Source organism: Acinetobacter lwoffii (genome assembly GCF_024129855.1).
In the GTDB taxonomy this organism is placed as follows: domain Bacteria; phylum Pseudomonadota; class Gammaproteobacteria; order Pseudomonadales; family Moraxellaceae; genus Acinetobacter; species Acinetobacter lwoffii_L.
In genome coordinates, this window is the sequence record NZ_JAMXXC010000004.1 from 22935 (window position 1) to 34852 (window position 11918).

Genomic DNA, 11918 nt, shown 5'->3' on the forward strand with positions numbered 1-11918 from the left:
ACGTGCATTCAGCATATTCTAAACATGCTAGTGGATCAATTGAGCAAGTTATAATATCTGCTATTGATAAGGGTATAAGTATATTAACAATTACAGATCATGCGCCATTTTTTTTAGATTCAACTAATAGATTAAGAAAAGATGAAATATGTGACTATAAAGAAAATATTTTATCTTTAAAAGAAAAGTATTTTAATAAGATAAAAGTATTGCTTGGTCTTGAATGTGATTATTTTGAAAATTGTTTCGATTACAACCAAGAAATAATTGATTTTATTAAACCTGATTATATTATTGGTTCCATTCATTACATACCAGGTGTTAATAGAAACATTAATGTATGGGATTTAGATAAAATTAATAACCCTCAGGTTTTTTGTTCATATTTTAATCAAGTAAAAGCTCTAATAAAATCAAATCAGTTTGATTCAATAGGGCATCCTGATATTTTACTAAGAGTGGTTAATAGTGATGTTTTGCAAAAATACCATTGTGAGATAATGGATTTGTTAACGGAGAGTAAACTAGCATATGAATTAAATACATCGGGATTGAGGAAAAGTAAATATAATCCAACAACAAATTTGGAGTATTTTGGAGAGTGGAGTTACCCATGTTTAAGCAATATTCAATATGGGGTAGAAAATAAAATTGATTTCGTAATTGGTTCTGATGCACATACACCAGAAGATGTGGGTTTAGGAATTGAAGATATTTTATTAACAACTCATAAAATTGGTTTGGAAAAAATTTGTTATTTTGAAAATAGAATCAAAAAACATGTAGAAATTAGTAGTTTATTAAGGGATTAGATTGTGGTTTGTAAAATTGATTTTATAAGTCTTATTGAAAAAGAAGAAGTTATTGATTGGAATGTTTTTAAAAATGAAAATAAAGACAATCTAACTTTAATATTTGATTGGATATCAAAAAACCTAATAAAAAGTATGTCTATAAAAAATTTTAGATCTATTATGTATTCATTTTTAGATTCTGGGATTATTGATATAAATAAATACTTCAAAATGACAGATAGTTTCTATATTCATTCATTATTTTTGAATAATGGAGAATTTTTCGGTGCATCTGGACAAGATTTAATAAAATTTACAAAAATGTATAGTCAAGCAAAATATGGTAGCTATAAAGATATTGAATTTTTTTCAAATATTTTATATGAGTACATGGTGGCTGAATTACAAAATAAAAATAGTCACTGGTATATGTTTTTTGAAAATGTAAAAAAAAATAATGAGAAAGTTGTGTTGTTAACTACTGGTTGGAGAAGTGCACCATCAACTGCCAATATTTTATTTGAAATTTTTTCTAAAAATCTCAATGTTTGGTTAGCTTTAAAAAATTACCCAACCATAATAAATGTAAAACTGCCCAGACTGGCCTTACCTTGTGAAAATTATGCTTCATTAAGTGAAATGGAAAGGATTAGCATCTCAAAAAATAGAGATCATATCATTCCAGCAAGTAATTTTTTTGCTAGTAGGAATGTTAATATTATATTTGGAGATGATATTTTTATTACAGGTTCTACTGCTGATAAATTGCAATTAGAGTGTATTCAGAATGGTGCCAAATCATTTAAATCCTTATACTTAGCTATTTTAAATCCTTTAGATGCCTTTATAGATCCTAGTCTAGAGGAATACTTGAATAAAAAATTTATAACAGAGGATTTAAATGATGATGTAGCGAATTTATTGAATTATAAATATTTTACTCCAGTTCTTAGAACTTTAAGATTGATTTTTGATAGAAAAAATTTTATACAACTGCCTAGCTTTCTTCCAAAAGTAAAAAATACAGTTTGGCTGAGTATTTATATTTCATCTTTAAATAATGATTTTCATCTTGAAGAAAATTGTAAACCATCTATTGAGTTGGTAAAAAAATATTTAATTTCAACAAAAACATTGGATGAAGAAGGAATGCCTTTAATAATTAATCAATAATATATTATTTCAATGGTGTTCAACGTTGTTTTATAAAATTTCTAGAGTTTAATCTACGAAGTTTGCTGCAATTGTAAAAATTTGATTACTTTCGTTATATACCTAAATCATACTGCAATGATTTACGTCAACAAGTCTTAGATTTCTAGTAAGCATCCGATTGAACCGTACCGGGTTTGTCGGAGACTTTTTTATTTAAGTTAGGGGTAATCCTCCCATAAATAACCGAAGTTAAAAGTAGAGGTTAAGCAGCCATTAGAGGAGGCCTTCCTTTGTTGGCTTGGTGTAGTCTTTCATGATTGTAATGGCACAGCCAATTTGTTGCATAATCTTGTACTTCATCCAAAGTATCAAATTAAATATATGGCTCAACAGGCAAAAGTTACTCCTCTGAGAATCAGCTTTCATATTGCATCCATTAGTATTCTGAATATTTTAAGACTCACTTCATTGGATTCAGCAAGTAATTTACCCAAGCATTTAGAAAGTTTACTGGAAAAAGCCAAGAAATACATTTTACCTGAGAGAAGAGCGAGAAGTTGCCCTAGGGTTGTGAAGGGAAAACCGTAGAAATACCCAAGAGAATGCCAGTCAATTTCTTAACTAATACACTTAGCTGACTGGCATTAGTCTGTGTCGAGGTATTTCAATTAATGCCATTTCGCACTTGTTGCAAAATCCAGTCCTCATATTCTTGCAGTGTTTCTCGTAGCATATCCATAGGTCGTACGATATAGTGTCTTTCAACTAATGCACTTGGTTTATGACCTGATATCTGTGCTAAAGATCCTTCATTGATTTTTGCCCATATAGCTAATGTTTTATATGACCTTCTCAATCCATGGGGTGTAAGTTCAATATTTAGTTTTTTACATATTTTCTCTAAGCTATCGTAAGGATTGACAATATGACCACATTCAGCACCCTTACTGCTAAATATGAATTTAGAATCAGAATTTTTCCTTAGTTCTAAAAATAGGCTTTCAACATATGCCGTCAGAGGAATTAGGCGACCTTCATCTTCAATTTTATCTCTAACTTTTGCTGTTTTCCATCGAAAATCGACATCTGTCCATTTTAATGAAAGTAGCTCATTTTTTCGGCAACCAGTGATTAAACTACATATTAAAAAAATCGCAATTTTTCTACTGGTTAACTTATTTACCTCTTCAAACCATGGTTTTAGATGTTGTTTCATCAAACAATCATTTTTGGCTTTGGGAGAAGGGACTTTATCTTTAACTTTTTTAGAGTTGTATGATTTTAGAGGAACTAAGTTTTCATAATCCTCATGTTCCTCACACCAATTTAGGAAAGCTCGTGTAAGTCGGTATGCTTTAGCTGATGTTGTTGGACGGAAGTCATTGTGATCAAGCCAATCGCAAAATACACCTGCAGTCAATTCAGAAAGTTTATACTCAAACAGTTGAAAAATAGGTTGACTAGTATAAACACTATTATTTTCAGGATCGTAACCACCTCTAGATAATTCGATGTGGTCCTGATAACTTCTTGGTCGCCAATTAGGTTGTCTTGCTTTTAAGTATTCAAACCATACATCTTTAAATTTAATCGTCTTGCGTTTCTCTTGTTTTAGCAGTTCTTTATTATCAGCTAAAGCTTTCTTACGCTCGATCAATGGGTCAATCCCTTTGTGACACATAATCGCTAATTCTTGTGCATACTTACGAGCATCATCTAATTTCCATATATCAACGTCACCAATTTTGATACGACGGTTTTGAAGACCAATACGACCTTGGAAAATGTAGCTTTTATTATTTTTAGGTGTAACTTTAACACCAAATCCAGGTGTTTTCTCATCCCAAAAGAAAGTTGGTTTAGTTTGGTCTGAGCAATCAATTTTATCAATTGTGGGTTTTGTTAGTTTCATTCTAGTAAGCGTCTGGTAAGCAAGTAGTAAGCAAAATCAATATATATTAATCAACAAAAAGAGTGAATAGTAAACTTTGTAAATTAAATAAGTATATGATATTATTAATTTATTAGTTATATCTTTTTGATTTTTGATTTTTAATTTTTATGTTAACGGACTCATAATCCGTTGGTCGACAGTTCAAGTCTGTCTGGGCCCACCATATAAAACAACCACTTACGTGTACTAATCGTAAGTGGTTTTTTTGTTTTTGGATATTATGAAATCTGAAGTAAGCAATTCACTTAATTGATCGTCGTTCTTATCTCGAAGGACTTAAAATGGGTTGCCTCCACTGATAATGAACTTTTCTAGTTTGCCTTTCAATAAAGATTCTTCGTTACCAGCTTAATAAAAAAGCATCTCCCTCAGATATTACTTTTGTTATCTAAATTCCATAAACATCCTCTTTAATCAAAAAAAAAGTTCATATTTATGAAATAATTGTGATGTAGTTCAAAGAATATCTGCAAAAAAAGTGAAAAGTAGATGAAATGCATTTTACAACTGAAAAAATTATGCTAATTAATATGAGATGATTTTTTAGTCAAAAATCATGATGTTTCAGGACGGAATATCTTAAGAAGCGTATTAAAAAAATGATTAAACAGGAGTTTCAATGATGCTTCAGCTTTTAAAAAAATTGTTTTGTTTGCATATTTATGAATATGAGCAAATGCAAGAAATCGGGGAACACAGGGAGTGTCGTAAGTGCGGTACGAATAAGGACTAAAGTTTTTACAAGAAAAGTGAGCAATGGCTCACTTTTTTTATGCTTGTCATGGGCTAATTTCCGTTAAAATTAAAGGGAAATTTCAACACGATAAACAGGAATATGAGCAAAGATTTTCATGCAGATACCTATATCGTCGACAGCAACCTGGCAGATACGCTGCACTGGCTCAGCCTGCATCAAGATAGTTATGACTCCTTTAGCTATGATGCAGTCACGCAAGCGCTGATGGTGCATCATGCCAATGGAGTAGATCAAATCCGAGTCGGAGATTATCTGAATGCCCGTTATGGCATTTTAATTACTGCACATAACTTTTCTGCGAGTTCATCAACTTAAACAGTGATTAACTTGCCATTGCATCTGTAGCCAGACTGCGAACACTCGGTTTTGGCTGTTCTGCAACTAAACCTAATTTTGCAAAAAGTTGCTGATCCCGGCCTTGGGATGTATTAGGGGTCGTCAGCAGTTTTTCACCAGAGAAAATAGAATTGGCACCGGCCATAAATGCTAGCGCTTGATCCGAATCGCTTAAGGATTCACGGCCGGCAGAAAGGCGAATATAACTTTTTGGCATCAGCAACCGTGCTACTGCAATGGTACGAATCCACTCAATCACATCCAGTTTTTCTACATCTGCCATCGGTGTACCTTCAATCGGTACCAACATATTAATCGGCACGGATTCAGGATGAATTGCCAGAGTTGCAAGTTCATATAACAAACCAATCCGGTCATCACGGCTTTCGCCCAGACCCACAATACCGCCACTACAGACTTTCATGCCAGCCTGACGTACATGATCCAGAGTATCCAGACGATCATCAAAGCTACGCGTGCTGATGATATGTGAATAGTATTCACGAGAAGTATCCAGATTATGGTTGTAATAATCCAGTCCCGCATCTTTCAAGCGTTCAGCTTGCGATCCATTTAGCATCCCCAGTGTCATGCAGGTTTCCAGACCTAGTGCTTTGACTTCACGCACCATTTCCAGCACATAAGGCATATCGCGTTCATGTGGGTTGCGCCATGCAGCCCCCATACAGAAACGTGAACTTCCTGATGCTAGCGCCTGTTTGGCTTCCTGAATCACTTTATCGACCGCAATGCGTTTTTCAGCTTCCAGTTTGGAATCATAATGCGCTGATTGTGAGCAGTATTTACAGTCTTCAGGGCATTTACCTGTTTTAATCGAGAGCAGGGTACTGACCTGAACGGTATTCGCAGTGAAATGTTCACGATGAACCTGTTGCGCTTGGAACACTAAATCCATTAAAGGCTGTTGATATAGAGCTTGTATTTCTTCACGTGACCAATCATTACGTACCGCATCACTACTGTTCATCTCTTTCCCTGTCTATGCTTATTTATCATTCAGTTCATCTTAATAAAAATAAGCTTTTGCTTCACTAGCAAAATATGACCTTATATTAAATAACAAAGCCCACACGGGGTGAGCTTTGTTTTTCAGTTGCCAGATTATTTATTACTGTGATTTCCATGAATATCCTGGCCATGCAGATCACTACGGTGCTGCTTGTTAAACACGCGCTGATCCTGTTCATGCTGATTGTTTTTTGGGGAATTAATCGGGCCATGTTGCGGCTGCTGCTGTTGTTGCTTCTGCTGGTCATGCTGAAGCTGCTCCAGCAGTTCTTGATTTGGATTTTTTGATGACATCATCTTTCCTCCACTTCATTTCTGACTATTTTTATTTATGCCATAGTCTGAAACATGGGTGTGTAAGGCTTTTAAGTGAAACTGTGACGCTAGGTAAAGATGGAAAATCAACTGGATTTTGCCAGTTGTTCTTGAATAGCCCAATCGATATGTACCTGCACAATTTCATCATGTTGATTACGCTGTTGCTGAAGGGCCGGAATAATCTGCCCATCAAAGGGTGCATTGCCCAAACCAATGGCGATATTGCGCATAAAGCTTTGATAACCCGTACGACGCATCGGACTGCCTTCAGTCGCACTTAAAAAGGTGGCTTCATCCCATTGCCATAAATCCAGTAAACTCACTTGATCCAGTCCATGCCGCGGATGAAAATCCTCTATCGAGGTCACTTGGGCGAAACTGTTCCATGGACATATCAGCTGGCAATCGTCACAACCAAAAACCCGGTTACCAATTCCGCGTCGCAAATCTTCTGGAATAATGCCTTTATATTCGATGGTCAGATAGGCGATACAGCGGCGAGCATCTAACATATAAGGCTCGACAATGGCTTGAGTCGGACAGATGTCGATACAGGCAGTACAGGAGCCACAATGTTTGGTCGCGGGTTCATCAAAGGGCAGTTCCAGTGAAGTAAACAGTTCACCCAGTACAAAGAATGAGCCTGATGTTTTATGAATCAGCAGGGTGTGTTTACCTGTCCAGCCCATGCCGGCACTTTCAGCCAGCGATTTTTCAAAAATGGGTGCAGAATCCGCAAAAGGACGTGATTCAAAATCTCCGATTTTTCCCCGGATTTTTGTCGCCAGGGTTTTCAGACGACCACGCATAGTCTTATGATAATCCCGGCCACGGGCATAACGCGCGATAATGGCAGAGTTGGGTGCATAAGGGATATAACGTGGTTGTGGTGCCTCGACCAGATAATCCATACGCACACAGATAATGCTGCGTGTGCCGGGAACCAGTAAAGCAGGATTGGCACGTTTTTCCAGATTTTCTTCCAGAAACTTCATGTCACCATGATAACCACGATCCAGATATTCCTGTAAGCGTGCTAATTCTGCTTGAGCATCTGGTTTGGCAATGACACAATCAGAAAAACCCAATTCTAAAGCCTGCGCTTTAATCCAGGCTTTTATCTCGGCTGTATCTTGTTGATAAACTTGAATTTGCGCGTGAGAATTGGGAGTTGTCATAAACCAAAGACAGGGAATAAGAAATGCAGCAACAAGTTTACCATAGCCACGATCTACAAGCATGGGAGCAGCGCTGGTTTCAACAGCAAAATAGTTCCTACGGTTTAATGCAACAAGTCGCCTGGGGGATTAGTCAGCGACTGATCACTTTATTTTCCCAGCAAAAAATAAAAAAAATAGCGGTCTGCTGTGGTCAGGGCAATAATGCCGGCGATGGTTATCTGGTGGCCAAATATCTCAAACAGGCGGGATTCAATGTTGATATTTATGCGGCTGAGTTAGGTAATTCCAAAGATTTGGCATCGGCTGTGCAGGAAGCCCAGCAGGCTGGTTTGCAGCCTTATTCGCATTTTGATTTCCAATCCGAATATGAGGTCTATATCGATGCCTTATTCGGAATTGGTCTGAACCGTCAGCTGGATTCTGACTGGCAAAATATTATTCAAATGATCAATCAGAAAACTGGACTAAAAATATCAATCGATATTCCGAGTGGACTGGATGCCAATACCGGCCAGCCTTTGCCTGTTGCGATCAAAGCTGACTATGCTTTCACAGGTTTAGGGCTCAAGGCAGGATTGTTTACCGGACAAGGCAAAGAATATGCGGGCAAGATCGAACTAATCTCTGCTATTCCAACAGACGCAGAAATTCAACCGATTGCCCAGCTTGCATCACATCAGATCCAATTACCCAAACGCCAAGCCTTTGGTCATAAAGGTAGTTATGGTCATGTCTTGGTGATTGGTGGACATGCCGATATGGGCGGTGCTGTGATTATGGCAGCAGAAGCAGCATTTGCTGCCGGAGCAGGTAAAGTCACCATCGTTTGTGATGCAAAACACCACACCGCGATTTTGTCACGTGCACCGAATATCATGCTGCGTGATATCAATCTTTTAACTCAGGAACAACGCCAAGCACTGATTCAGCAGGTCGATGCAGTGTGTTTTGGTATGGGATTAGGTCGTGATCGTGGGGCAAAAGCGCAATACGAAATCTGGTTTGAGCTGATTCAGCAATCTGATCTAGAGGTTATTTTGGATGCAGATGCGCTGTGGTTTTTAGCCCAACAGCCGCAAGTTTTGAATTCCAAGACCTATGCGACTCCGCATCCTGGGGAAGCAGCCACGTTACTGGCATGTAGCACTGTGGAAGTCGAAATGGATAGGATTGCAGCTATTCATGCCCTGCAACAAAAATATCAGGGACAGTGGGTGCTAAAAGGTTCAGGATGCCTGATTCTGGAAGAAAGGCTTTACATCTGCAATGCCGGGAATGCCGGTATGGGAACTGGCGGAATGGGGGATGTGCTGGCCGGAATGATTGCCAGTTTAAAGGCACAATTTGCACAAACCATCCATTTGCATGAAATTGTGACGCTACATGCTCTTGCAGGTGATGAACTGGCCAAAAATGGCCAACGTGGTTTGCAGGCTCAGGATATGAAACATGCGATTTATCAGGTGGTGAATCGCTAAGGAGAATAGTGTGCCAGTCATCAAACTGAATATTTCAGGCCAAGTACAAGGAGTCGGATACCGCTACTGGTTTGCCGAGCAGGCTCAAGGACTTGGACTGAAGGGACATGTGCAGAACTTAAGTACGGGTGAAGTGGAGGCTGTGATGGTTGGAACAGATTCTCAGCTTCAGGAAATGATTGCACGAAGTTGGCAAGGGCCTGCTCGTGCAACTGTACAAGCGATTATTCAGGAATATCTGAAATACGATCTAAATGTTCAAGACTTTAAAATATTGCGTTAAACCTTAGCGACGACGGCTGCTGACACGACTACGGCCACGTGCCATACCGCCCAGCGCATTCAATACCGCCATTTTACTCATACTGCCTGAAGCATGAGCATGACAAATGGCAGCAGCTAGGGCGTCGGCAGCATCCTGTTGGGGTTTGATGCTGAGTTTTAGAATATTCATCACCATCATCTGCACCTGTTCTTTATCGGCAGCGCCATAACCCACCACTGACTGTTTGATCTGGCGCGCGGTATATTCAGCGACTTTCAAATCCAGATTGACCAGTGCAGCAACAGCAGCACCACGGGCTTGCCCAAGTTTTAAGGCAGAATCCGGATTTTGTGCCATAAAGACTTGTTCGACTGCAGCTTCAGTGGGACCATAAAATTTTACAATGCGCTCCACGCCGGCAAAGATCCGTTTTAAACGTTCAGGCATTTCTGTCGTTTCTGTTCTGATGGTGCCGGCATCAACAAAAGTCAGTTTGGAGCCGTCTTTTTCGATAATTCCGTAACCGGTTAAACGAGAACCGGGGTCAATCCCAATAATTAATGACATGCCCGCACTTTAAAAATAGAATAATGCCCATATTGTTACATAAGCGTATCAAAAAAGCTTGATCCTGATGAAGCAGTTGATTCCAGCATCCTATTATTTATTTTACTGAGATTAGATTAATTTTCATGAAATTATTTCTTATTATCCTTGCAGGCTTAATCCTAGAAGTATTTGTCTGGATTGGCGTGGGTGACCTCGTCGGGAGCATGTGGTACGTATTTTTCTGGTTTGTGGCCGCATTTTTTATTGGTATGAATCTGATCCGTAAATACTCGGCCGGTGTAATGCCACAAATGCAGCAAATGCAGATGGGACAGATGAGTGCAGATCCTGCATTAACAGGAAATTTACCTAAAATTCTGGCAGGTTTCTTTCTGCTTATTCCTGGATTGATTACCGACGTATTGGCAGTATTGATGCTCATTCCAGCGGTTCAGCAGGTTTTTAAGGCTGCTATAATGAAAGCGATGATGAAACGTCAGCAACTCATGATGGAAAAAATGATGGGTGGCATGATGGGCGATATGGGTGGTGCACAAGGCCAGAACCCATTTGCCGAGATGATGCGTCAAATGCAGGATATGCAAAATCAGCAATCAGGTCGCGGTGATTCCAACATTATTGATGGTGAAGCACGTGAAGTGAGACCTGAGGCGAAAAAAATTGAAATGAAAGATATCAATCCAAAATAAATGTTTTATTTAAAAAATTCTATTTAAGCCGAATCTGATGATTCGGTTTTTTATTGGAGCTTTCTAATCTCTTTGAACAAACGTTATAATATATTTTTATAAATTTACCTTATTTTAATGTCTCTGCTTTTTACGATCTGTCTCCTGCATTTTGTTGCTCAACTCAGTCCCGGTCCCGATATTTTGCTCATTGCCAAAAGTGCCGCATCTACCACACGCCAGAATGCCTTGAAAATTATTGCAGGGATCTCTGCCGGTATTGTGGTTTGGGTAGTACTGACACTTGCGGGTTTTACTGTGTTAATTGACCAGTTTCCATGGATCCAGCACGCCTTAATGCTTTTGGGTGGCATATTCTTGGCTAAAATGGGATGGGCCATGTTAAAGGGTGGTGTGCATAGCTTTAAAAATGGACATCAGACCGACGACGATACAAATGGACAGGTGCAAGCTAAAAACTATTTTATGTTGGGCTTATGGACCAATCTTTCTAGTCCCAAAACACTGATCTATTTTAGTAGCGTATTTTCACTGGCCTTAAGTTCGTCTGCTTCCGATTATTTGAAAGCACAGTTAGCGGTAATTATTCCCTTGCAGACTTTTATCACCTTCACTTTATTGATGCTGTTGATTTCCCAACCAAAAATTAAAATCTTGTACCAGCGTTCGGGGAGTTATATTGATATGATGTCAGGCGGACTATTTCTGCTATTTGCATTGTGGTTATGGTATGAAGCACTTATTCTGATGAATTAAGGAGGGTATCTTCATTTAATGCTGGAGATATTGGTGAGGTCGGGGAAGGAGAGGCTAAATTGTCTGGTGTTTTAACCGCCGTTTGATAACGATTAGGCTTTAAGGTGGTTTCAGTATTTTCAGAGCCTTGATAACTGCGACTACGGTTAGCGCGCTCACGCAATCCACCTTTTTTAATTAACTGAACCATGGCACATCTCTCATTCAAATCCACAGCTATTGTAAATCAAAGCTGGATTTGATGAGGTTATTTTCCGCATCTCTATTTGAATTATTTAAGAGTAATAAAAAGACTTGTTTGAACTAACAGGTCTTTGCTGTGAGATGCATGAAATTAGCGAAGTCTTTTATCTTCTTCTTTTAAAACATCCAGTATAGAGTGTTGTATAGGAACTTCTTGTTGTGATTGCACATACAAATGCACGACTTTAAATACGATTGCTGTAACGAGGCAGGCCACAAGACAAAAAATCCAGAAACCAAAAGGGCTGCGAATATGATGTGAGCCACAGTTTGAGCATGATTTTTCTGTAGAGTCGACTACTTTTTCGCAGCAAGCACAATGATATTGATACTGCATTGTTCTTCTCCCAGGATGTTATCCTTTTTATTCTTCGATCATGAAAGATGATTCAA

The 11918-nt window shown here is 38.4% G+C and carries 14 protein-coding genes and 2 pseudogenes; 8 read left to right on the forward strand and 8 right to left on the reverse strand.

The genetic code is table 11. The features are described 5' to 3' along the window. Positions 1 to 2 precede the first annotated feature (2 nt). Together NI465_RS05035 and NI465_RS05040 are read left to right on the forward strand one after the other, a co-directional pair. Positions 3 to 812: a histidinol-phosphatase gene (locus NI465_RS05035; RefSeq protein ID WP_157998081.1), complete on the forward strand. Its 810-nt coding sequence runs from the start codon at positions 3 to 5 to the stop codon at positions 810 to 812. Positions 813 to 815: 3 nt separating this feature from the next. Next, positions 816 to 1967, forward strand: a complete 1152-nt coding sequence (locus tag NI465_RS05040) for a phosphoribosyltransferase family protein (protein WP_253144506.1) — start codon at positions 816 to 818, stop codon at positions 1965 to 1967. A 244-nt stretch (positions 1968 to 2211) separates the two neighbouring features. On the opposite strand, the pseudogene NI465_RS05045 reads toward NI465_RS05040, so the two are convergent. Beyond that, positions 2212 to 2322 (reverse strand): annotated as a pseudogene (locus NI465_RS05045) (integrase core domain-containing protein); the annotation flags it as partial. Here NI465_RS05045 and NI465_RS16825 point away from each other — a divergent pair. Beyond that, a pseudogene (locus NI465_RS16825) lies at positions 2319 to 2537 on the forward strand (IS4 family transposase); the annotation flags it as partial. The pseudogenes NI465_RS05045 and NI465_RS16825 sit on opposite strands and share 4 nt — an antisense overlap. Positions 2538 to 2613: 76 nt before the next feature. Here NI465_RS16825 and NI465_RS05050 read toward each other — a convergent pair. Continuing rightward, a complete protein-coding gene (locus NI465_RS05050; RefSeq protein ID WP_010115566.1) occupies positions 2614 to 3861 on the reverse strand; it encodes a tyrosine-type recombinase/integrase in 1248 nt (415 codons plus the stop codon). Between the two features lie 877 nt (positions 3862 to 4738). Between NI465_RS05050 and NI465_RS05055 the strand changes: the two genes are divergently transcribed. Then, positions 4739 to 4975, forward strand: coding sequence for a hypothetical protein (locus tag NI465_RS05055; protein ID WP_034438286.1), 237 nt, complete (start codon positions 4739 to 4741; stop codon positions 4973 to 4975). A gap of 7 nt (positions 4976 to 4982) precedes the next feature. On the opposite strand, the gene bioB is transcribed toward NI465_RS05055, so the two are convergent. From bioB to queG, 3 genes are all read right to left on the reverse strand, one after another. Further along, the gene (bioB, locus tag NI465_RS05060; RefSeq protein WP_004278930.1) at positions 4983 to 5984 is read right to left on the reverse strand and encodes a biotin synthase BioB; all 1002 of its coding nucleotides are present in this window, start codon (positions 5982 to 5984) and stop codon (positions 4983 to 4985) included. 134 nt (positions 5985 to 6118) lie between these two features. Further along, on the reverse strand, positions 6119 to 6322 hold the full coding sequence (locus NI465_RS05065; protein ID WP_004278929.1) for a hypothetical protein: 204 nt from the start codon (positions 6320 to 6322) through the stop codon (positions 6119 to 6121). Positions 6323 to 6426: 104 nt separating this feature from the next. Further along, positions 6427 to 7521, reverse strand: coding sequence for a tRNA epoxyqueuosine(34) reductase QueG (gene queG / locus NI465_RS05070; protein WP_216986176.1), 1095 nt, complete (start codon positions 7519 to 7521; stop codon positions 6427 to 6429). 23 nt (positions 7522 to 7544) lie between these two features. On the opposite strand from queG, the gene NI465_RS05075 reads away from it, so the two are divergent. Together NI465_RS05075 and NI465_RS05080 are read left to right on the forward strand one after the other, a co-directional pair. Beyond that, positions 7545 to 9002, forward strand: coding sequence for an NAD(P)H-hydrate dehydratase (locus NI465_RS05075; protein ID WP_180086934.1), 1458 nt, complete (start codon positions 7545 to 7547; stop codon positions 9000 to 9002). A gap of 10 nt (positions 9003 to 9012) precedes the next feature. Then, positions 9013 to 9285: an acylphosphatase gene (locus NI465_RS05080; protein ID WP_180086933.1), complete on the forward strand. Its 273-nt coding sequence runs from the start codon at positions 9013 to 9015 to the stop codon at positions 9283 to 9285. A 3-nt stretch (positions 9286 to 9288) separates the two neighbouring features. Here the strand turns inward: NI465_RS05080 and ruvC are convergent, their stop codons facing one another. After that, entirely contained in the window at positions 9289 to 9834 is a 546-nt protein-coding gene (gene ruvC / locus NI465_RS05085; protein WP_004278925.1) for a crossover junction endodeoxyribonuclease RuvC, read from the reverse strand. A 125-nt stretch (positions 9835 to 9959) separates the two neighbouring features. Between ruvC and NI465_RS05090 the strand changes: the two genes are divergently transcribed. After that, on the forward strand, positions 9960 to 10526 hold the full coding sequence (locus NI465_RS05090) for an FxsA family protein (protein WP_005247360.1): 567 nt from the start codon (positions 9960 to 9962) through the stop codon (positions 10524 to 10526). A gap of 117 nt (positions 10527 to 10643) precedes the next feature. After that, the gene (locus tag NI465_RS05095; protein WP_253144508.1) at positions 10644 to 11282 is read left to right on the forward strand and encodes a LysE family transporter; all 639 of its coding nucleotides are present in this window, start codon (positions 10644 to 10646) and stop codon (positions 11280 to 11282) included. Here the strand turns inward: NI465_RS05095 and NI465_RS05100 are convergent. Both NI465_RS05100 and NI465_RS05105 read right to left on the reverse strand, forming a co-directional pair. Then, the gene (locus tag NI465_RS05100) at positions 11266 to 11472 is read right to left on the reverse strand and encodes a hypothetical protein (protein ID WP_005106537.1); all 207 of its coding nucleotides are present in this window, start codon (positions 11470 to 11472) and stop codon (positions 11266 to 11268) included. The two genes, NI465_RS05095 and NI465_RS05100, sit on opposite strands and share 17 nt — an antisense overlap. A 144-nt stretch (positions 11473 to 11616) precedes the next feature. After that, entirely contained in the window at positions 11617 to 11862 is a 246-nt protein-coding gene (locus tag NI465_RS05105; protein ID WP_004278921.1) for a hypothetical protein, read from the reverse strand. Between the last annotated feature and the right edge of the window lie 56 nt (positions 11863 to 11918).